Below are 21,087 nucleotides of genomic sequence, written 5' to 3' on the forward strand. Positions count from 1 at the left end.
TCTATATCAATCTATCAATTACAATCCGTTACACACAAAAACACACTCCCCGCCTAAGAGGGGAATACATCCCAAATCTATAACAACCTCCAACGAATGTCAAGTGACTAACTCCTACTCGTGAAATAATCCGCGTTTTCCGCAAATTCAACACGACCGAGGCTTGATGAAACCTTCAGATTGTAAGCAGTTGATTCAATTAAGAATCCCGCTCGTACTCAAAGAAGAACTTAAATATCAGCTGGTAATTTGCTCTTGGACAAAGCAAAACTGACCCATCCCTCCTTTGTGCAACTCCTCTCCTCGAAGGAAGGGCAGACGGGGCAAGCCATAAGACTTGCCCCGTGCCTTCCAGTTAACCTTTCGACCGAGCGACTCCCAATATGCAGAACTACTTGAGTAGCACCATCTTCTTCTGCGCCGTGAACGAACCTGCCGTCAAACGATACAGGTAGACACCCGAAGTCAGATTGCCGCCGTCGAAGTTCACCGTGTGCGAACCAGCACTCAACGTGCCGTTCACCAGCGTTGCTACTTCCTGACCGGCGATGTTGTAAATCGACAAGGTCACGTTCGCCGATTCCATCAAGTCAAAGCGAATCGACGTCTCGGGGTTGAACGGGTTCGGATAGTTCTGATACAACGCAAACTCCGACACCACACTGCCGCCCGAACGCGGCGTCGCGGACGCCGTCGCCAGCACTTCGCGCGTGCCATCCAGATTCACGGCCACAAGAGTATAGGAATATGTGACTCCGTTCTGCGCCGTCTCGTCCGTCCAAGAGTAACTTGCGCCGGTCGAGGAATTGTGCGCGGCCGACGATTGAAGCAGACTTCCGTCGCGCTGCACTTCAAAGCGGTCGAGATTTGATTCGGACGCGGTGCTCCACTGGAGCTGCACTTGATTGTCACCAGCAATCGCGGAGAAGTCGTTCAACTCAACCGGCAGAATGAAGTCCAGCGTGACACAGATGCAGCCATCGCCGCGAATTTCCAGCCAGAAGACGCCGTTTGTAATCTGCCACTCTCCACCGAAGAACTCCTGAATATAGGTGGACGGATCGCAATCCACATCACACGGATTTGAGCAGCCCAGCCGCTTGGTAACCACCGGATATTGGCCGGGAGCCAGATTGAAGACACGAATCCGCGAACTGCGGTCGGGACAAAGCGCAATACACATCGAGACTCCGACATCAGTCACCGCATCGAAGTTTGCATCTTCAGGGATGCAGATTTCGACAATCTGCCCGCGGATCTCACCGCCGGGGTAAGTCGAAGTATGCGCGTTCACATACAGCAGGTCAGTATGGAACTGGGTGACGTTGCCTGCAGCAAGTGCCCACGAACCGAATGCGCCGGTATTAGAGAGATTCAGGAGGCCGTGCACAACCCCGCCATTCGTTCCTGCAGGAGCGGCATGAATATGTGCGGCAGTCACATCGCCCGTCAGCCCGCTCCACTTGATGGCATAATCCAGCGCAGTTTCCGTGCTGTTCAGGTCGAACCAGCCGAAGCCGACACCTGTCGCTGGATTGGGCGGAACCTCTTGCTGACCGCTCAAGAGCGCCACGCGGGTTCCGCGAGTTAAAATCTGCCCGCGAATGTCGCCGCCGGGATTGACATCTGTGTGGATGTTTACATAGAGGCCGTGCGCGTTCAAGCTGGCTATCTGTGCAGGGGTCAATCCAGCCCATACACCGTTGGCGCCCGTAGCGGTCAGGTTTTGCAGCGGATGCAGCACTCCGCCATTGACTCCCACGCCGCCCGTGTGAATGTGTCCATTCGTCAAGTTGCCGGTCAGGCCACTGTACCACAGCACATAGTGGAGGTCGTTCCCAATCAGTTCAAACCTGCCGATTCCCGAACCAACGCTTCCCGTCGGCGGGTTTTCCTGCGCACCATTCAGGTAGGTGAAGTGGGTGTACGGCCCCGCGAGGACGCTCAAGGCCGAAAACAGGACTCCGGCAAACAATAGTGTCAATTTACGGTACATAGTTGCTCCTCGGGCTTTCGATACCTGTCATTTAAAGTTGACCAATTCTGTCAACTTATTATAACATTGATGCCGCATCGAAGCAAGACTTGGAGACTCGAAATCACTGTAGAGTGCGCGCCACGCACCGTGTTTAACTCAAGCAGAAACAAGCGAACGGCAGGGACATTTCTGCCACTGCATTGGTGCTTCCTCTCCTGCCTTTATTGCTCTTGGTTTTTCGTTGTTTAGAAACAAGAAAGCGGGGCGAACCCAAAGGCTCGCCCCGCCATATCCGACTGTCGCCGTAACGGGATTCAAGACCCGCAACGGTCAATCTTCATTACTTCAGCAACAACATCTTGTGCTGCGCGCTGAAGCCGTTAGCTTCCATCTTGTACAGATAGAGGCCGCTCGACAGACCAGCCGCATCGAACGATACGACATGACGGCCCGCGTTCATCGTTCCGTTCACCAATTCGGCGACCTTTTGACCCATCACGTTGTAAACCGTGAGGCTCACCTGACCGGCTTCCACCAAGTCAAAGGAGATGTTCGTCGTCGGGTTGAACGGGTTCGGGTAGTTCTGATACAACGCATACTCACTGACAACACCAGCGCCACCCTGCGGAGTCGCCTCAAGCGAGCCGAGCAATTCGCGGCCGCCGTTGACGTCCACAGCATACAGGCTGTATTGATAGGCAAGACCGTTGGTCAGGCCATTGTCGGTCCACGAGTAGTTGGCACCCGTCGCGCTGTTGGTCGCATCAATCGTGGCAACCATCGCGCCGTTGCGCTCGACCACGAACGCGTCGTTGTCCGACTCGGAAGCCGTCACCCAGTTCAGCGTGACATTGCCGTCACCTGCAACTGCCGTGAAGCTTGACAGCTCAACACTCAGGATGATATCGTAGCTGATGTTGAGGCTGACGCAGTGCACGTAGCCCGTGTCACCGGCCGCATCATCAAAGATATAGAGTTCCCAGATTCCGAGGGCATTGAAGCCGTCCGCACCTGCGAGGGCTTCGGCGGGGATGAAGCTGCCGTTAAACGGCGCCACACCTGAAGCAATCGGGGTCACGGCTTCGTCGTCCAGCGTCGTCACCCAGAAGTTGTCGCCACTGCTTCCGACATCTTCGAAGAGCGTCAGCGTGTCCTGCCACGGGGTGATCAGGTAAACATCAAGGTCGCCGTCGAAGGTGTGCGTAATCGCGAGGCACACATCGAGATCGGTGATTTGATACTGCTGTTCCACATTGAAGAAGAACGACGACGGGCCAGAAGAGGCACCGGCACCGAACGGAATCTTGCCCAGGCAGGTTCCCTGCACCTGAGCGAGGTTCGGACCGGACACATCGGGGCACGGGCATTCGAACTGACCGCAGACGGTGGTCAACGAATACTGTGACTGACCTGCAGCCACGTAGCGATCCACGGCAATCCAACCGCCGGGCCACGGGGTGCAACCACCGAATGTGGCAGCGGCGAAGAAGGAACCAGCCGGGGTGGTGCACAGACCGGCGGCAGTCGTCGCCACACGGAAGGCCACCGTTGATGGCGGATAGACGGAGCAGTCCGCGCCGTCACGGATAATCACGGTCATGGTCTGGCTGCCGGTCGTGGCCGGAACATACCAGTAATCACGCTCGGTACCCGGGCAGAGCACGCCGTAATAGGTGTAGTTGCAATCCAGCGAGAGGATATTGGCAGCGTCAGCACACGTGCCGTTCGGCTCCATTTCCAGCGGCGTTCCGCACGGCTGAAGCGTGGAGCACTCGACAGGGTTGGTCGTGCACGGGCCAAGGCTCGTCACCTTTAGCACGTAATCGTTGACGTTGTAGTTATACACCTTGATGTAGTAGGTGCCGGGATTCAGACAGAAAGCCTTCAACGCGTCAAAGGAGCAGCCGCCATCGTCGTCACCGCCGATGGAATCGCTGCAGCTCGACCACAGCGAGAAGCGGCCGTCCACAGCGCCCAACGGGGCGGCGGTGTTGCTCGGATACAGACCGGAGATGCAGTGACCGGCTTCGCGGCCGCCGACAAAGATTCGTACAGAGTCAACTTGAGAAAGCGTAAAGCTGTACCAGTCGGGAGTCGTCGTCGCAGAGATGTAAGCGCTGTCACCCAGCACGGAATCGCCGACTGCGAGAGCCTGGGCAGTCTGGCACGTTGCATGTGCAACACCGCTCTCGCCGACCGGGCACTCGATCAGCGAAATGGAGAACTCATAGGGATCAACTATGCCTGCCGTCGAAGCCGACGTGCCGACATGGATCCAATACTGAACACCTGCGGTCAGGGTGACACGCAGATAGGTCACGCGGCTGGCAGGTTCATTGCAGTCCGTTGCAACCGTTCCCGACGAGAAGCCGACGCTGGTCGCACCGGCACAGCAGGAGCCGCTCATGACACGAATTGCGGCCACCGCGGCCGTCGCACCCGTGCGCGACGCGCGCAAGAAGTAATAGCCCGAAACCGACGGGGTAATCGTGTAGTACACTTCGTTGTACGGAGAGGCCGCGCCGACGGAGCACTCATTGTCTCCGTCCAGCACGCCGGTATCCGAATAGGTCTGGCCGTAGCTCAGCGGCGGAATGACCGTCGCGTCGGCACAATTGCCCGCCGTATCCACACCGCCCTGATCCAGATTTCCACCTTCGTCACGAACTTCGGGCGTAAAAGCCGACCAGCTCATGGTTGCGGAAAGGTCATTCAGTTCGGTCAGTTCGGCAGCCGTGGCGATTCCGAGCACCGCACGCTCGAACAGCGCGTGATAGCGGACCTTCATGGCTTCATACGCGGCAATGTCGTCAACCGTTGCCTCGGTTGTCAATGCCGGATGCACAGGCGGCGCCACTTGCAGAACAGGCTGGACACCCGCCGGCAGACTTGCTTCACCCTTGTCGGATTTCACCGTTTCCGCGTAGGCCAAACAGGCCACGGCGGCAAGTAAAATCAATACAATCAGTCTTTTCATACTTTCTCCTTCAGGACATTTTTTCGTTGCGCGGCAACATTTTTCGCAGACTCCCACCTAATGACCATAAATATATTTAGCATACCGGCTGATGTCAATGGAGTCCGATTTCAAACTAAAAAAACTCTCGAACCAAGCTATTATGGGTCTGCAAAACTGACCCTATTACAAACAAGGGCATACACCATTTCAATTGTTCAACTCATCAGCAACAAACCGATGCAATCTGCACGAACTGGAGGCATTTGCTCTTCGGGAAAAGCAATCGGTAAGTGGAAGCAAATTCCTGAATGAATCCGGCATGGGTCAGGACAATTGTCGGTGATTCTTGAGGAACATGCTGGACATCAGCCGGAAGTCTATTCAAAACAACCCTTGATCTCGTTGGGAGATGAGTTGCAAGTATCAGCGGCTTTGTTAAGTAAAGTACTGGGTTTGGCTTAGGCTCTTTGCAGAGGTCTTGATCGAACTCTAAACCAAAAGAAGCGGCCCGTCAGAAAGGGATGACGGGCCGTCCAGGCGGATGCGGATCCCCGGGACCCACAACCCACTTTTTAGTCTGTTGCTTTCAATTCTAAGAGATTCCGTTCGAGAGTCAAGAGGCAGGATTTGATTCTCGGGGTCGGGTTGGTTATTTTGTGGCAAGTATGGACCAAGACGTAAAAAGCATCGGACAGGACAGCGTCGCCCAAACGAAGTGGCTGGCGATTGCCCGCGCGGCGGCTGGAACGGCCGGCCTGCTCCTGCTGACTATTCTTGCGGCCTTCATGGCTCAAGAGCAGTCGGCCCTGAAGCAATACCGGACTGCAGGCGTTCTCCAGTCGGAGTTCTCTGCTGTAGTGACCGCCACTGGGGATAGCGTGCGAACTTTCTCGGTGGTGAAACCGGTGGACTTTCCGTCCGGCGTCTACCCACAGGCGGGCGACACGATTATCTGGATAGGCGCGGAACGTGCCACACCCGACGTGTGGCGGTCATATTTCCACCGCGTGCTCCCACCGGACACGCAGATTGTGCTGACCGTCAGCGGTCCGCAAGGAGTGCACGACTTCGTTGTCCGGACAGCCGTGGAGCGCGCGGCCAGTTACTTTATGCTGACCCTGATCGATGTTTTGCGGTTTCTCATCGCTTTGGGTTTCATCGGTGTCGGACTGTGGGCATTTTTCGCGCAGCCGAACTCAACGCCTGTGCGCATCTTCGCGTGGTTTTGCTTTACGATGACGGCGGCGATGATTGCCGGTGTCAGCGTTATGCCGACCTACTATGCTTCATTCCGCATACCGGGACTGAATGGCGCACGGCAGGCATTAGGCGTTTTCGCGCTGGGAATTCCTGTGCTCTGGCTGCACCTGCAGTTTGTCTTCCCGCGAATACTGAGGTTTGTGCGTCGCCACCGAGGATGGGTCTATCCGGTCATCTATGCGCCATGGGCCGTTGCAGTAATTGCTGCCGCACTTGCCTCGGGAAAGTGGATGGATGTGTCGCTCGCCGATACGATCGCGACGGTCAGCCTCGCGCCGCTGCTGGTTTGGCTGATACTGGGATTTGTGATTCTCTTCCGGAGGTTCCGCAACACCTCCGACCGGATTGAAAAGCGGCAACTGCGTTTGATTCTCTGGGGCACGGGTATCGGCATCGGCGGATTTCTTGCGCTGATTCTTCTGTTGAATGTTTTCAGCGGCTGGTTTTCCGGCAACACGATGCGGACGCTCGGAGCTATCGTCATCGGCTTCTCGATGCTCTTGTTCACACCGATTTCCTATGCTTATGCGTTCGGACGTTATCGGCTGCTTGAAGTTCAAGGCAGAGTCAAGCGCGGCACGCGCTACCTTTTGACGAGCAGCATTGTCCTGGTGGTGTTTCTGGGACTCGTTTACGTGATTGGAGAATATGCGCTGAGCGCCTTGGGAGTATCGGGGCGGATGCCGACGATGGCGCTGGCTCTGCTGCTGGCTTTCGGAATCAGTCCTGCGCGGAGGCGATTGCAGGCCGAGGTGGAGCGGCGGTTCTATCCGGAGCGCCGCAAGTTGCGCGACAAGCTCGAACAGGCGCTGGAAGGGTCCTCATCACTGGGAAGCCGCAAAGCTTTTCTCGAGAAGTTTTCCGAGCAGGTGCGCGAAAGTCTGCATGTGGAAGCGGTGCAGCCCGTTCTTGCCGGGGAGAACGGCGGAGGATTCCTGTGCGGGAATGCGCGCCCGACACCGTTCACCCATCAGAGCGATTTCCTGACCAGAATTGTCCGCGAGCGGCGTCCGGTCTTTGTGGATGAAGTGGTTGCCAGCGGAAAGACTCAGGTGCTTGAAGAAGAACTTGAGTGGCTCTCCGGAAACAAAGTCGCGGTCGTGCTGCCGCTGATGACTCAGCAGCGGTTGGCGGGATTTCTCGCTCTCGGGTATAAGACCGATCGGGAAGACTACGCGCCTGAGGAAATCAGTATTCTGACCAATCTCGCGCCACAAGTCGCGCTGGCCAGCGAGAATCTGCGCCTGCTTGAGGAGAATGTCGAGAAGCGCAGGCTTGAAGAACAGATGCAGATGGCGCGGCGCATTCAGGAAGGATTTCTGCCTCAAGTCCTGCCCGACACAATCGGTTTGGAGATTGCGACGCACAATCGTTTCTCGTTGGATGTTGCCGGAGACTATTTCGATGTAATGTCGCTGCCGGACGGACAGACACTGGTGGCCATCGCGGATGTTTCAGGCAAGGGTGCGGGAGCCGCGCTGCTGATGGCGAACCTGCAGGCTTCGCTGCGCACGACAGTCGAGGTCGGCATCCCGTTGACGAAGTCTATTGCACAGGTAAACAATCTAATCTTCCGCAACACGCCGCCCGAACAGTATATCACGTTCGTGGCGGTGCGCTTCGATCCTCGCGAAAATGAACTCTGCTTCGTGAATGCGGGTCACAATCCCCCGCTGCTGGTGCGAGCGGACGGCAAGGTAGAGGAACTTCCTCCGACCGGATTGATACTTGGAGCGATTCCCGACGTCCAATATGAAAAGATGCACGTCGCATTTAATCCGGGTGATCTACTCGTGCTCTATACGGACGGCGTGAGCGAGGCCATGAACGATGCGGAGGAGGAGTATGGCGACCGGCGCATTCGCGAGCTTGCGGCGAAGCTGCGCCATGAGACGGTTGCGCGCATCATCGATGAAATTGAGCAGGATGTCGAACGCTTCTGCGGGCGCGTGCCGATGGAAGACGACTCCACGATGGTAGTGGTCAAACGAATATAGCACGCAGCCTCTTTCACAATGCAAGAGGGAGCCGCGAGGCTCCCTCTTCTTTTGTACGTAATCCGCCGAGAAACATCCTGCGGCGATAGTTACAAAGCGGTTATATCTGGTAAAACTCCACGCGGCGAGTTTTGAAAGTGTCGTTGTAGGGGTTGATGGTTTTGTTATCCGCAAGCTTCGGGTCGATTTCAACGGTCAACACATCTGTGGCAGTGACCTCGGCGGACGCGAGCAGTTCACCCTGTGTTCCGACAATTACGCTGCGACCGGTGAACCGCACCGAACGGCCGTCACGCTCCTCTGTACCGATCCGATTAGCCGTCGCGGCAAACACGTTATTCTCAAAGCAGCGCGTCACCATGGCGGCCTGACCGTTCGGCAGGACCAGATTGGACGGATGCGCGACAATCTGCGCCCCGCGCAACGCCAACGTGCGCATCACTTCCGGGAAGCGCCAGTCAAAGCAGATCATCACGCCCACGCGCGCAACGCCGATATCAAACACGGTAAACGGCAGGTCGCCGGGGTCAAAGCGTGTGACTTCCTTGTCGTACAAGTGAACCTTCCGGTAACGTCCCACTTCGCCGTTCGGTCCCATGAAGACAGAACTGTTATAGACTTTATCTCCTTCCCGTTCAATCAGCCCCATAACCATGTGGCAGTTGCGTTCGCGGCAAAGCCGCTGCAGCCACTTCGCACTGGGACCGTTGGGAAGTTCTTCAGCCAATTCAAGACTTTCGCTCCGTCCCCGTGCTTCATAGCCGGTGAGAGCGAGTTCCGGCAGCACCCACAGGTCTGCCTTGCGATCTCCGAGTAATCTCTCAACTTGTTTTTGATTACCTTCGATGTCCCCGAATACGGGGTCAGTTTGCACGATGCCGAGAATCATAGGTGTTCGTCAATGTACAGTGATTAGCCTCGAACGGTCTTCGCCGCCTCGGCAATGTATAGGGGTAATTGTTGCGGGGCTGTGACGGTCCATGACCGGCGTCCAGCCTCAGTTAAAGTTGCGTTGTCAGGATTGGTTTCGCCTGCAGGCAATTTAGGGGCGCGCAGAATCAGCAACTCGCCGGCCTTGAGCGTCACGGTCTGGCTCTTACCTCCGGTGTAGGGCGGCGACTTACGCAGCCAGGCGCTGGCACGGATTTCATACTCGCCCGGCGGAATGTTCAGCAGAGTGATTGTGCTCGATGATGCGAGCGGAATTCGAGGCAGACGGTCCGTATCCTGCGCTCCTTTCAGTTTGACGAGCGACAACCATTCGCCTTCCCCTTCCGGCTTCGGGAAGACCACCAAACAAGCCGACTGACCGGCGCGCAGCACGGAACCTTTTGCATCCACCGACGTCGGGGTCTCGGTTGCCGGTGTTTCAGTCTTGGGGGCTTCAGTCGTCGCCTGCGGTTCAGTTTTCTTGGAACCGCAACCCGCCAGCAACAGCGCCGTCATGCCCGTTAAGAGAAAAGCGATAGATGTGAGTCGTCTCATCAGAGTTCCGAAGGGTTTGTTGTGAAGCGTTTCCAGTCTTCGATGGTGTCAATGTCGGTGAGCACAGGCAGAAGTTTGTGTTGAACCCCTGCCTGCTTGAGCCGCGCCAGCGTCTCAGGCAGCAGCCGCTCAGTGCTCCACGGCAGTTCCGCAAAAAGTTCGGGAACAATCTGCGTCATCCCGAGCAGATAATACCCGCCATCCGCCGCCGGACCGAGCACAATAGGATACTCTTCCAAGATACGAAATGCCTGCGAAAGATGCTCAGGTGTCAAAGCGGGGCAATCGGAGCCGACCAACACAACACGCCGCGCTCCACTCTGAAACGCCCGAATAGCCGCCACGCACATTCGCTGGCCGAGGTCCCCTTCTGACTGCTGTGAAAAGAACGGTCGGGTTCCGAAATAGTTTTGCGCTTCTACGAAATCGAACGGCTCCGCAAAGGAGACTTCGACATCAATCTGCTCGGGCAGGTTGTCCAGCAGTTTGCGGCAGCAGGCCACCAGTTTCAAATAGATTTCCAGCGCGCGCTCCGGACCGTCAGTGGACGCGATGCGCGTTTTGACCTTACCCGCTTCCGGCATCCTCGCCAGACAAACCAGTGTATCCGTGCTGAGTTCCCCGCGACCGCGAGGAGACGCATGGCGGGAGTTTGTGCCGCTCATCATTGCGCGACCGCTCCACCGCACGACGAACCCGCACCCGCCGTGCAACCGTAGCAATGGTTGCGGGTGACGATTTCGCGCCGATGCAACTCCCTGCTCCACTGGGAAATGTGCTTCGGCATGCCGTGATTGACCGTCAATCCGAGCATCTGATTGAAGTCGCAGTCGTAGAGAAATCCCTGCCAGTCCACGGAAATTTGCGTCCGGCACATGACCTTGCGCGCCGCGGCGGGATTAAACGCCCAGACGAGTTCGGTCATATATGAATCATAATCACCTGACGTCAGCAGAAAATCGAGAAAACGTCCGATCGGCATATTCGTAATGCAATATAGGTGGTTGAACACCACGCCGTGCTCGTTCCAGAGAATCCACCTGTATTTCTCCTCAAGCTTGCGCTGATCCGGCGGAAGCGAGGCTCCGCCGGAATTGTATACCAACTGCAGCTCAAGTTCCTTCTGTTTCCCGTAGCCCACCGCATTCAGCAGACGAAGAGCTTCGATGGACTTCTCGAATACGCCTGCGCCGCGCTGCGCATCGGTTTTCTCGGCAGTATAGCAGGGCAGCGATGCGATGATTTCGACTTCATGTTTCGCCAGAAACTCTGCCAAATCCTCCTGCCGTCGCGACAGCAGGACCGTCAAGTTGCAGCGGTCAATTACGTGCAAACCGCGCGTCCGGCACTCCTGCACAAACCAACGGAAATCGGGATTCAGTTCGGGCGCACCTCCGGTGATATCCACAATCTTGATCTCTGTGTCGTCCAGCACACGCAGACACTGCAGAAAAATCTCGCGCGGCATAATCTCTTTTCGGTCCGGTCCTGCGTCCACATGGCAATGTCCGCACGTCTGATTGCAAAGTCTGCCGACGTTGATTTGCAGCGTCTCAATCCCTTCCGCGCGAATCGAGGTCAGGTCGGATCCCGCGAGTTTGTGATCGAACCGCACCCACGAGACATCCTCCTCGAGAATACGCAGTTGCTGTTCAGGATCAGCCAGCGGGTGCTTGACGGCCAGCAGCGACTTCAGTGTCAACGGATCAATCTCCGGCGTGGTTGTTTCGTGAGTTCAGCGACCAGTCATAGTCCGTGTAACGAATCCGCGTGTCCTTCGTTACTTCAGGGTAATACATCTGAAACAGCGTGCGCACTCCGTCATCACCTCCGAAGTCATCGCGAAACCACTTGAAGATGGGAGAAATCCGCAGTTCACCGTTCTCGAACCGGTTCTCGTTCGGACGTTCGGTCAGAAAGTGCCGCTCCGCCTGCGCGAGCATACTGCTCATGCGGTGGTCGAGATACGCTTGCGATGGCAGCAGCGGACCGCCGCGCGCCGCGCCAACGATCGCGAAATGAATTCGCGGCTCCTTAAAATCCGCCCGCAGAATGTCGTGCTCGATCATCCCAAGCGATGCCTCGTGACCGAACAGTGTGACGAACTTCTTGTTCCACGGACTGGAAAAGAATCCACCGATGTCGCGGATCGAACCGAGCGGATAGTGATTGATGATCAGCTGCAAAGCTGCCGCGTTGTAAAGATTGATTAGAAACGCCAACTGCTCGCTCTTCGTAAATGCGCGGTATTGCTCGAAAGACACATCCGCAAACGAGGCTATGAAAGCATCCAGGCTGGCTCGATTGTCTTTGAGTGCCGCATAGTCCACTTCGCCCGCCTGCACATACCTGTCCAGAATAGCCTGATAGTCTGCGTAGGTATGATCAAACGCAAAGCCGTTGGCGCACACGGCCAGCAGCACAGCCAGCACGAACCTACTCATCAGCACTGTCACCCAGTTCCGGCTTTGGCCTGAACTTGGCCTGCATCTCCTCGGGAGACTTGCCGCGATAATACGACCAGAGCGTATGCACGTTTGTGGCTACGGCACGCCATGTCCCGAGCTTTTCGTAACGTCGTGCGGAAGTAACCAGAGTATCTTTCAAAAGTAGCGTCCGTCCGCGTCGCGCGAGCTTGCTTTGAAACGCGAAATCCTCCATGATGGGCCAGTCGGGAAATCCACCAAGTTCGAGAAAGACTGCCTTGCGCACAAAAAGACCCTGGTCACCCCAGGGCATATGAAACAGGCGGGACCGCAGATTCGCACCCATCGCAATCGTACGCAGCCCGAACGTCGAGCGGTCAAACTTAAGACGAAACGCACCCCCCAGAAGTTCCGTGCGGTTGTGCAATACTTCGAGTATCTGTGCTACCCCGTGCACAGGAGGCTTAGAGTCCGCGTGCAGGAACCATAGAATCTCGCCGTGCGCGAGTTGCGCACCGATATTCAACTGTCGACCCGACCCGGCTCTGTTTCCACCACCTGATCCGCCCACGGCCGCGCAAAGTCCGCCGTGCCGTCTGTGCTCCCTCCGTCCACCACGATAATCTCGGGCTTGGGGGTTTCCAAATTGAGGATTTCCAGCAAGCGCGGCAGGCGTTGCGCCTCGTTCAGCGTCGGGATGACAACGCTCAGTGAATCAGACCAAGGCTTGGCGTGCGGGATGGCTCTTGCGGGCGGCATATGTGTTCGCTATCTTATTTTATCTCGAAATATAGCAAACATTCTGGAAAGCTGACAGAGGGGCAGTAATGCGCAGTTACGCCAAACATCGCTGGGAAAAGTGGGCGATTCTTGTGGCGATGATTGCCGGATTACTCTATGTTTTCACGGCATTTCCGGTTGGCGATTGGTTGCAGGAACAGCTTGAGGCTATTCGCAGGATGGGCTGGCTGGGATATGTATGGTTCGTGACTCTCTACGTTCTGCTTACCGTCGTTTGGTTTCCCGCCTCCATCCTCACCCTCGGAGCGGGCGCAGTCTTTGGAATCTTCAAGGGAACGCTGCTTACCATCGCAGGAGCAACACTCGGAGCCGCAGCAAGCTTTCTGATTGGACGGTATCTTGTTCGTGAGACCGTTGTTCGCCGGATTGCAGGCAATGCTCGCTTTAAGGCGGTGGATGAAGCGGTTGGACGCGAAGGCTTCAAAATCGTCTTGTTGACCAGACTCTCACCCGTGTTTCCGTTTGTTCTGTTGAACTACCTCTACGCAATCACAAAGGTTCGTCTGGGGGATTATGTGATAGCGTCACTTATTGGCATGATTCCCGGCACCGTGCTCTACGTATACCTCGGGTCGTTGGCTGCCATGGCCGCCACCCGAACATTACCGGAAAGTAATGTCCGCCGAATCTTTACGATCGTCGGCTTGGGACTGACCATTTGGGTCACAGTTTACGTTACGCGTTTAGCGCGGCGTGCGCTGCGCGACGTGGAAGGAAAGCACGCATGAGTATCCCTGAAGATAAGTTGGTTTGGCCGGAAGATAGGCACAATCTCGAATTGCTTGCTCACGTTCATCCCGCGGAGTATCCGATTCCTCACCCTTCAGGCCGCTACAATCTCGTGGTGATTGGCGGCGGCACGGCGGGATTAGTCACCGCTGCGGGAGCCGCGGCACTCGGTGCCAAGGTCGCATTGATCGAACGGAACCTGCTCGGCGGCGACTGTCTGAATGTCGGCTGTGTCCCTTCCAAGGCGCTGCTGCGCGCCGCACGTGCGGCGGCAGAGGTGCGCGACGCTAAACGCTTCGGCATCAACGTGCCGTCTTACTCCGTAAACTTCGCAGATGTCATGGAACGCATGAGAAAGCTGCGCGCGCGCATCGCAGCCGTCGACAGTGTTCAGACTCTCAAAGAAAAAGGCGTGGACGTCTACTTCGGAGAAGCCCGCTTTCTGAATTCCAGCGCAATCGAAGTCGGCGGCCGCAAATTGAATTTTGCCCGCGCCGTGATTGCCTCTGGCGCTCGTGCCGCGATGCCGGACATAGAGGAAATTGAGTCGGTTGAACCGCTCACGAATGAAACGCTCTTCGGACTCACCGAATTGCCGCGCCGACTTGCTGTGATAGGGGCGGGGCCGGTAGGAATCGAGATGGCGCAAGCCTTCGCCCGCTTCGGCAGCGTCGTGACTGTCTACGACCTGAACGAACGCATTCTGCACCGCGAAGACCCCGATGCCGCGGAACGTGTGAAGAAGTCTCTCGAAAAAGACGGCGTGCGCTTCCGCCTCGGAATTCGGAATATGCGCTGTTCCAATACAGCCGGGCAGAAAGTCGTGCACTGTGAGATTGGCACGCATCAGGTCGAAGACTATTTCGACCAGGTTCTCGTCGGAGTCGGCCGTGTGCCCAATGTAGAGGGTATGAATCTCTATGCCGTACATGTGGAATATGACCGCGACGGCATTCACGTCAACGACCGATTGCGCACGACAAATCCACACATCTACGCATGCGGGGACGTGGCGAGCCGTTTTAAATACACGCATGCCGCCGACGCGCTGGCCCGCATTGTCATCGGCAACGCGCTGTTTTTCGGTTCGCACCGCGCGAGTCAATTGAACATTCCGTGGGCACTCTATACCGACCCGGAAGTCGCCCACGTCGGCGTCTATGATCATTCCGATGACCGGCATCACCTCGCGACCATCAAACTTGAGTTTGCGCATCTCGATCGCGCAATACTTGACGATGCGGACGACGGCTTCATCAAAATCACGCATGACAAACGCGGACAAATCAAAGGCGCCACCATCGTCGCGCCGCATGCAGGCGAACTGATCGGCGAAGTGGTCGTCGCTATGAATCACAATGTATCACTCAGCGGGTTGGCGTCTGATATTCATCCGTATCCCACACAATCCGAAATGCTTAAGAAGTGCGGAGATCTCTTCAGGCGAACCATGCTCACACCGTCGGTCTCCAGACTCCTGAGCAATATCCTGAAGTGGCGCCGTTAAGCGAGAATGTTAACCGCAAGCTCACAAAGGCCGCTTATCTGCGGCCTTCTTATTCCGCCAGTCTTGCCTCCCTGCAAATGTAATAATGTCAAGATACGGTTAGGATGTCCTCGAAGGGTCTGGTTCTTCAGGGCTTGGAAAGGCGGGTCAGCAACGGTGAACATCCGACTTGCCTTGTCAATGCAAGTTGCTATAGCTATATTAAGTCGACTTGCTATGCTACTCTAAGATATTGGAGGTATTATGAATCGTTTCTGGATGATTTTTTCGGCCCTTATCGTGGCCGCGACAATGGCTTTCGCACAAGTTCCCGGCTCAGTCGTCATCACCGAAGTCATGTACGACGACACCGCCTCGACGGACCTCGAATGGGTGGAACTTCACAACACCACAGGCACCGCGATAGATTTGAGTGACTGGGTGCTTGTGGATGACAGCGTCTATCCTGCCGACGGCGGCGAAGGCGCGATTCAGATTCCCGCCGGCACGTCCATCGCTGCGGGTGCGTATCTTGTGATTTCGCGAGACTTCACGGAGATTCCCGGCGCTGTGCAGTGTACGCAGATAACTGCCAGTTGGATTCTGGGAAACAGCGGAGACAATCTCGCATTGTATACCGCAGCCACCGGCGGGACGTTGATTGACGGCTCATTGACCGTCTTCTTCCCAGACCTTGCCGGAACAAATCTCGGCAACTCGATTGAAAAGTGCGACCCCAACGCACCGTGGACGAGCGATGTCGCCGCATGGCATGAATCGACGAATCAATATGCGACGACCGGCCGCTATCGTCACTGCACACCGGGATTTGCCAATAGCCCCTGTGCCGACTTGATTCCGCCCACCATCAGCTACTGCCTGGCTTTGTCCAACACGGCAGTGGACGTGCTCTTCAGCGAAAATGTCGAACAGTCGTCCGCGGAAAATGTGGACAACTACAGCTTGAATCCCGGCGGGTATACGCCATCGCTTGCCCAGCGCGACCCCGTCAACTTTGCGCTGGTGCATCTGACTTTCGACCTGCTGCCGAATAACAGCTACACCCTGTTTGCCAACGATGTGCTCGACCTGTTTGGCAATCCGGCCATCGATGTCACCTGTGAGTTCACAGTCAACGTGACCGTCGCTCCCGGCGATGTCGTCATCACCGAAATCATGTACGACGACACGGAAACGACTGATGCGGAGTGGGTCGAAATCCACAACACCACGAATAACCCGATAGACATTTCCGGTTGGGTGCTGACGGACGATGACGTCTATCCGGGCAATGGCGGCGAGGGAGTGATAGAAGTTCCCGCCGGCACCATTCTCGCGGCCAACGGCTTCGCAATTCTTTGCCGTGTGGACCTTCCCGAGATTAATGACGAGGTCATCTGCACACCGCTTATCGGTTCGTGGACGCTCGGCAACAACGGTGACAATCTGGCGCTCTTCACTGCGGCTTCCGGCGGCATGCTGGTAGACGGTTCGCTGTCGGTGAATTACCCCGACCTTGCCTTTTCCAATGCGGGCAATTCGATTGAGAAGTGCGACTATACGTCCGGCTACTCGGGCGACCCCGCGGATTGGACTGAAACGAAAGTCCTGTTCGCTTCCAGCGGCCGTTATCGCCATATCACGCCCCATACTCAGGGCTTCTGTTGTCCGGATCCTGCCTTCGGCACAATCGAGTTAATCGTCGCCGGCCCTCCGACGTGGGCCTATCGGCTGGTGCATGTCGCCGGCTGCATTGACAAGGTCATCTTCACGAATTTCTGCACGGGCACAACTGGTTCGGTGGACGGCGAAGTGCTGAATGCCGGCTGGAGCGTGCTCCCCGACGGCGATGGCAATGACGGCGATTCGATTATCTTCGTCGCGGCGACACCGCTCAACGCCGGCTCGCTCGACGGCTTCCAGTTGAATCACCCGTGGTGTTCAGACTTCGTGAATTGGACAGCGGGAGGAAACTCCGGAACAGTGGACGGTCCCTTGCCCGTCGAGCTGAACGGCTTCAGTGCTGTGGCCGGAAACGGCGAAGTTCTGTTGAATTGGAGCACCGCTTCTGAATCCGGTCTCGACAAGTTCGAGTTACGTCGTGACGGACTATTGATTGCGCAAGTGGATGCTCGGAACAACGCGTCCGGCGCCAGCTACAATTACACGGACGGCGGGCTGGTCAACGGGCAAATGTATTCCTACGAGCTGTCCGTCTTGTCGCTGAACGGCGATCGCGACGTGCTGGCCGTTTTGTCGGCCACACCGAACGCGAACAACTCAGTCGTCACCGAGTTCGCGCTCTATCAGAACTATCCGAATCCGTTCAATCCATCCACCTCGATTCGTTTTGATTTGGCTGAAGCATCCGACGTGACCTTGTCGGTCTATAATATCAGTGGTCAATTGGTCGCCGAGTTGGTGAACGGCCAATTGAACGCCGGCGCGCATTCGGTAAACTTCGACGGTGCGAACCTTTCGAGCGGCGTCTATCTCTATCGCCTGACCGCAGGTTCCTTCGCCGCACAGAGCAAGATGGTCTTGCTGAAGTAAACTTGAACCTCGTATCCTGACGCCGCTCGCGGCGGCAGGAGTGCATTGAACAAGACCGCCCCGCACGACATCGTGCGGGGCGGTTTTCACATGGCCTAAGGTCGGGCTTTACGGCACGGCAGTTACGGAGGGCGACGTCGTCACAATCGTATCGCAATCTTGGCAGCACACGATATCGAAATTCACCCTGTATTCCTTGTCGCAATCCGCGCTTGGACATTCGTCGGTCGCTACCACGCGGAAGTAGTAATCTCCCTTCAGGCGCACGGCCATGGATCTCCCGTTCCTGAGCGTTGTATCCTTCTTGTGCTGCGACACCGGCTCGGCCTGCTTACCGTTCTTATCCGATGTCCACGCGGGCGTCTTGCCGTAGGCTTTGCCGTCGTCATTGGTCCCCTGCTTCTGCGGCTTCGGGGTATTGCTTGAGTTCAGAACCGCCGTCGTTGCCCCCTCATACGAATGCTGGTTCTTGAAATCTTTTGTCTTGGTGCGTGCGTCGCCTTCAGCGGCGGTAAACACCGGCCCGTCCGGGCCTGGTGCGCAGGTCCCGTCCCAGTGCGACTCCGTGTATTTCGAATGCACCGCCCAGCTTGTGTTGAAGACTCCCGGATTCCACTCCCACAGAATGTTGAAATAGAACCTGCAGCCCGCGCGGCACGTCTTGCTTCCGGGATTTTGCCCGGACGCCTTACAACTGACAAAACAGGAATCAAACCCCGTGTTCGCGTTGAAATATGCAACCTCGATATCCTTGCAGCACGGCGAAGCAGGACTCTCGCTCCCTATGACCTGAAAATTCCCCGGAGCATTGTCATCCACCTTCACACCGTATGTCGCGTCACTCTCCAGCGGCCACGGCTGCTCTTCGTTAAGTATCTTGCTTGCGAACAGCGGAATCGGCTTGACGATATGCAACTGTGGCTCTCCAAGTTTGGATTCAAACTGCATGGCCGGGCCATAGCGCTCATCCACCGTCGAGAGCGGCCACCAGATATCCACCAGCGGCACAGGCGTGCTGATATTTGTGGCCAGCAGCGTAAACGTGCGCATCGCAGGGTCATACGATGCGCTGAACTCGGCATACGGGCGCGACAGCACGTTCACCATCTTAATAACTGAGTACACCACACCTTGAATATCCGTCACGTTCGCCTGTATCATTCGCGGACCGACTCCGTATTGGTCGAAATCCACGATGATGTCCACGCCCTCGCGGCCCGGCAGTTCATCCGGCCCCAGCGACAGCAAATCCACCCAGAATCCCATCGAGTCAATCTGAATTTGCACGCTTGACCATTCGTCCCAATTCGCCGCGTCGCGCAGCATCACCGTATTCACGCCGTACAGCGGCGCATTGTCCGGCGGCCAGAAGAAGAACGGTGCGATGCCGAAGTGCGTCCCGTTCGTGCGGGCATAGACCGTAAACAGCTTCTTTGAATCCACGGCGGGCAACTCGATGGAGTTGTCATAGCTCTCCGCGTAAAGCTGATCAATACTGTCCGGATGATTTCCTGCAAAGATGAAATAGCCGTCGAACGGCAGCGGAACCTGATTGACATCGGTCACCTGCGGATTCCAGCGCAACTCCACCGGACCACCGTGTGACGTTGCGTTGATCGTCAACTCTTCAATCGCCGCTTCGTGAATCTCGCTTTGTGTCGCCACAGGCATCGGTGGACCTTCAAACACATTACCCATGCAATCTCTGGTCAGCAGCCGTACTTCATAGAAACTGCTCGGCTCGAGTTCGCCGACCGCTCCCACCTGATTGGCTCGGCCACTGACTCCGCGGCGTACTGAAAGCAGGTTGAAAACCGGCACCTCACTGTGGCCCCCGTCGGGGTCTCCGTAGAACGTGTCGCCCTCCGGCATCTTCCTGACCTGAATTGCATACTCGACGCTTTCCGGATTCTCATCCCATGGAATCGAGTAATAGAACATGTAAGGCGAACCGCTCGAATGAATCTGCGGAGCGCCCGGCGGCAAAGCCGCCTGACAGGCTTCGCCCCTGACTTTGATGCTGTCGCGCGGGCTGTTCTCGTCCGAGGAGAATATCTCGATAGTGCCGAAGTAGTCGCGGTCATGAAACGGGAAGAAATCAATCAGCAGCGACGTCACACCTCCCGGCGGCAACGGACTGGGATTCCACGAAACGATCCACGCCGGACTCGTGCTCGTCACGTTGAAGATGCACAGGTTGTCCGGCCCCGTATTCATAATCTCCACGGTTTGCTGCACCGGAACACCGACTCCTGTCGCCGCCCACTCGAGCGATGTTGCCGAAATCGTAATCTGGCCGCCGCACTGTGCCTGCACCCCCGCCGAGCCGCAAAACAATACAAGGACCGCCCACACGAATAGCCGCATAGTCAATTTCGTTGTTACTCTTCTCATGATTGAACCTGCTTTCTGCGCACAGTCGCGCGTGAACTCTTCCGCCGTTCCAGCGTTCCCCACCTTCCCTTAATTATCGGCTCTGCTGGACGATTTGTCAAGATACCCGATAAAAAAATCTAACTTTCTAAGCAGGTCATCGGTCTACTGAACTTACGTTAGCCTCTCATTCTTTTACACTTTGCTTTTTATTATCTTAGTCAATTTCCACCTCACATATTTGGGGTCAATAATACTCAACATCCGTTATACACTCGAAAAATCAAGTATTTAATACTATACTTTTCAGCTTGACTTTTCGTAAAAAGTTGTGTATATTAACCGTGTTCGTTTCAACACCTCCTCTCGCATTCTCCCGTTCACCTGCACCCCCATCGCATAAGCCGCAAAAGAAAAGGCGACCCTCTTCAGGCCGCCTCATCCGGACTTCAGAATTTCCGCGAGCTACTTCTTCGTCTTCTTCCACGCATTGTAGTGCTCAACTAAGTTGCGCGCGCCTTCCACATTGGAGCTGACTTCAGTCTTATAGCTGATCTCCTTGGCTCCCGCGGCCCACTCGACCACTTCAGCGTCTCCCATCGCAACTCCGTTGCCGTTATGCTCAAGCAGCGTCTCGTCCACCGCGCCCGGCAGCAGAAGAATTGGCGCACATTCACAATTGGCCGTGCGGTAGAGCTTCGCCGCACCCATGTCTGCGAACGTGAAGTCTACCCTGCCGCAGAGCACGCCGTCCTGCTCGAACAACTCCTTGCCTGTGATGTTCCAGTTCGCATTCTCGCCTTCGAGCGTCATCCCTTCGAGGTAGTCGGTCACCAGCGTGCCGAAATCCTTGAAAGAAACGTCGCGCTCGTCTTCGTCAGTCGAGTGGATGTTGTAATAAAAAACGGAGCCTGTGCCCGTTCCGTCGGGATTGAGCTTGAAAGTGTAGGTCTTTTGCTGCACCTGCAGACAGCCGACGGACAGCGCGGAGATTAGTAGTATTAAGGGGAGAAGTTTCTTCATGGGACCTCGTGGGTGTG

The 21,087-nt window shown here is 56.2% G+C and carries 15 protein-coding genes; 4 read left to right on the forward strand and 11 right to left on the reverse strand.

The annotated features are described in order from the left end of the window. Nucleotides 1-391: 391 nt before the first annotated feature. Entirely contained in the window at nt 392-1,996 is a 1,605-nt protein-coding gene (locus KJZ99_05330; protein ID MCL4305315.1) for a CHRD domain-containing protein, read from the reverse strand. A 322-nt stretch (nt 1,997-2,318) separates the two neighbouring features. Then, nucleotides 2,319-4,385, reverse strand: coding sequence for a T9SS type A sorting domain-containing protein (locus KJZ99_05335; protein ID MCL4305316.1), 2,067 nt, complete (start codon nt 4,383-4,385; stop codon nt 2,319-2,321). Nucleotides 4,386-5,602: 1,217 nt separating this feature from the next. Between KJZ99_05335 and KJZ99_05340 the strand changes: the two genes are divergently transcribed. Beyond that, nucleotides 5,603-8,194, forward strand: a complete 2,592-nt coding sequence (locus tag KJZ99_05340) for a SpoIIE family protein phosphatase (protein MCL4305317.1) — start codon at nt 5,603-5,605, stop codon at nt 8,192-8,194. Nucleotides 8,195-8,294: 100 nt separating this feature from the next. Here KJZ99_05340 and KJZ99_05345 read toward each other — a convergent pair whose 3' ends face one another. From KJZ99_05345 to KJZ99_05375, 7 genes are read right to left on the reverse strand one after another with little or no spacing between them, the layout of a single operon-like run. Then, complete coding sequence (locus KJZ99_05345; protein ID MCL4305318.1) at nt 8,295-9,083, reverse strand: acyltransferase; 789 nt, start codon at nt 9,081-9,083, stop codon at nt 8,295-8,297. 23 nt (nt 9,084-9,106) lie between these two features. Beyond that, complete coding sequence (locus KJZ99_05350) at nt 9,107-9,679, reverse strand: hypothetical protein (GenBank protein ID MCL4305319.1); 573 nt, start codon at nt 9,677-9,679, stop codon at nt 9,107-9,109. Continuing rightward, on the reverse strand, nt 9,679-10,347 hold the full coding sequence (locus KJZ99_05355) for a TIGR04282 family arsenosugar biosynthesis glycosyltransferase (GenBank protein ID MCL4305320.1): 669 nt from the start codon (nt 10,345-10,347) through the stop codon (nt 9,679-9,681). The genes KJZ99_05350 and KJZ99_05355 overlap by 1 nt, the downstream gene beginning before the upstream one ends. After that, entirely contained in the window at nt 10,344-11,375 is a 1,032-nt protein-coding gene (arsS, locus tag KJZ99_05360) for an arsenosugar biosynthesis radical SAM protein ArsS (GenBank protein ID MCL4305321.1), read from the reverse strand. Before arsS ends, KJZ99_05355 begins: the two co-directional genes overlap by 4 nt. 10 nt (nt 11,376-11,385) lie before the next feature. Next, nucleotides 11,386-12,123, reverse strand: coding sequence for a DUF547 domain-containing protein (locus KJZ99_05365; GenBank protein MCL4305322.1), 738 nt, complete (start codon nt 12,121-12,123; stop codon nt 11,386-11,388). After that, entirely contained in the window at nt 12,116-12,631 is a 516-nt protein-coding gene (locus KJZ99_05370; GenBank protein MCL4305323.1) for a glycosyltransferase, read from the reverse strand. Before KJZ99_05370 ends, KJZ99_05365 begins: the two co-directional genes overlap by 8 nt. Then, nucleotides 12,628-12,864, reverse strand: a complete 237-nt coding sequence (locus KJZ99_05375) for a glycosyltransferase (GenBank protein MCL4305324.1) — start codon at nt 12,862-12,864, stop codon at nt 12,628-12,630. Before KJZ99_05375 ends, KJZ99_05370 begins: the two co-directional genes overlap by 4 nt. 68 nt (nt 12,865-12,932) lie before the next feature. Here KJZ99_05375 and KJZ99_05380 point away from each other — a divergent pair, with 68 nt between their 5' ends. From KJZ99_05380 to KJZ99_05390, 3 genes are all read left to right on the forward strand, one after another. After that, nucleotides 12,933-13,634, forward strand: coding sequence for a TVP38/TMEM64 family protein (locus KJZ99_05380; GenBank protein MCL4305325.1), 702 nt, complete (start codon nt 12,933-12,935; stop codon nt 13,632-13,634). Beyond that, nucleotides 13,631-15,142 (forward strand): mercuric reductase, encoded by a 1,512-nt coding sequence (locus KJZ99_05385; GenBank protein ID MCL4305326.1) that lies wholly within the window; start codon nt 13,631-13,633, stop codon nt 15,140-15,142. The genes KJZ99_05380 and KJZ99_05385 overlap by 4 nt, the downstream gene beginning before the upstream one ends. Before the next feature lie 243 nt (nt 15,143-15,385). Beyond that, nucleotides 15,386-17,674 carry a T9SS type A sorting domain-containing protein gene (locus KJZ99_05390; protein MCL4305327.1) on the forward strand — a complete coding sequence of 763 codons (2,289 nt, stop codon included), beginning with the start codon at nt 15,386-15,388 and terminating at the stop codon, nt 17,672-17,674. A 108-nt stretch (nt 17,675-17,782) separates the two neighbouring features. On the opposite strand, the gene KJZ99_05395 is transcribed toward KJZ99_05390, so the two are convergent. After that, a complete protein-coding gene (locus KJZ99_05395; GenBank protein ID MCL4305328.1) occupies nt 17,783-20,068 on the reverse strand; it encodes a hypothetical protein in 2,286 nt (761 codons plus the stop codon). A gap of 444 nt (nt 20,069-20,512) precedes the next feature. After that, a complete protein-coding gene (locus tag KJZ99_05400; GenBank protein MCL4305329.1) occupies nt 20,513-21,070 on the reverse strand; it encodes a hypothetical protein in 558 nt (185 codons plus the stop codon). Nucleotides 21,071-21,087 lie beyond the last annotated feature (17 nt).

This window comes from bacterium, from assembly GCA_023382385.1.
GTDB lineage: Bacteria > Electryoneota > RPQS01 > RPQS01 > RPQS01 > JABWCQ01.

What these genes read in the sequence shown, in the direction of transcription:
- KJZ99_05330 (MCL4305315.1), bottom strand. Translation starts at nt 1,996, where the DNA reads ATGTACCGTAAATTGACACTATTGTTTGCCGGAGTCCTGTTTTCGGCC.
- KJZ99_05335 (MCL4305316.1), bottom strand. Translation starts at nt 4,385, where the DNA reads ATGAGCGGCTCCTGCTGTGCCGGTGCGACCAGCGTCGGCTTCTCGTCG.
- KJZ99_05340 (MCL4305317.1), top strand. Translation starts at nt 5,603, where the DNA reads ATGGACCAAGACGTAAAAAGCATCGGACAGGACAGCGTCGCCCAAACG.
- KJZ99_05345 (MCL4305318.1), bottom strand. Translation starts at nt 9,083, where the DNA reads ATGATTCTCGGCATCGTGCAAACTGACCCCGTATTCGGGGACATCGAA.
- KJZ99_05350 (MCL4305319.1), bottom strand. Translation starts at nt 9,679, where the DNA reads ATGAGACGACTCACATCTATCGCTTTTCTCTTAACGGGCATGACGGCG.
- KJZ99_05355 (MCL4305320.1), bottom strand. Translation starts at nt 10,347, where the DNA reads ATGATGAGCGGCACAAACTCCCGCCATGCGTCTCCTCGCGGTCGCGGG.
- KJZ99_05365 (MCL4305322.1), bottom strand. Translation starts at nt 12,123, where the DNA reads ATGAGTAGGTTCGTGCTGGCTGTGCTGCTGGCCGTGTGCGCCAACGGC.
- KJZ99_05375 (MCL4305324.1), bottom strand. Translation starts at nt 12,864, where the DNA reads ATGCCGCCCGCAAGAGCCATCCCGCACGCCAAGCCTTGGTCTGATTCA.
- KJZ99_05380 (MCL4305325.1), top strand. Translation starts at nt 12,933, where the DNA reads ATGCGCAGTTACGCCAAACATCGCTGGGAAAAGTGGGCGATTCTTGTG.
- KJZ99_05385 (MCL4305326.1), top strand. Translation starts at nt 13,631, where the DNA reads ATGAGTATCCCTGAAGATAAGTTGGTTTGGCCGGAAGATAGGCACAAT.
- KJZ99_05390 (MCL4305327.1), top strand. Translation starts at nt 15,386, where the DNA reads ATGAATCGTTTCTGGATGATTTTTTCGGCCCTTATCGTGGCCGCGACA.
- KJZ99_05395 (MCL4305328.1), bottom strand. Translation starts at nt 20,068, where the DNA reads ATGAGAAGAGTAACAACGAAATTGACTATGCGGCTATTCGTGTGGGCG.
- KJZ99_05400 (MCL4305329.1), bottom strand. Translation starts at nt 21,070, where the DNA reads ATGAAGAAACTTCTCCCCTTAATACTACTAATCTCCGCGCTGTCCGTC.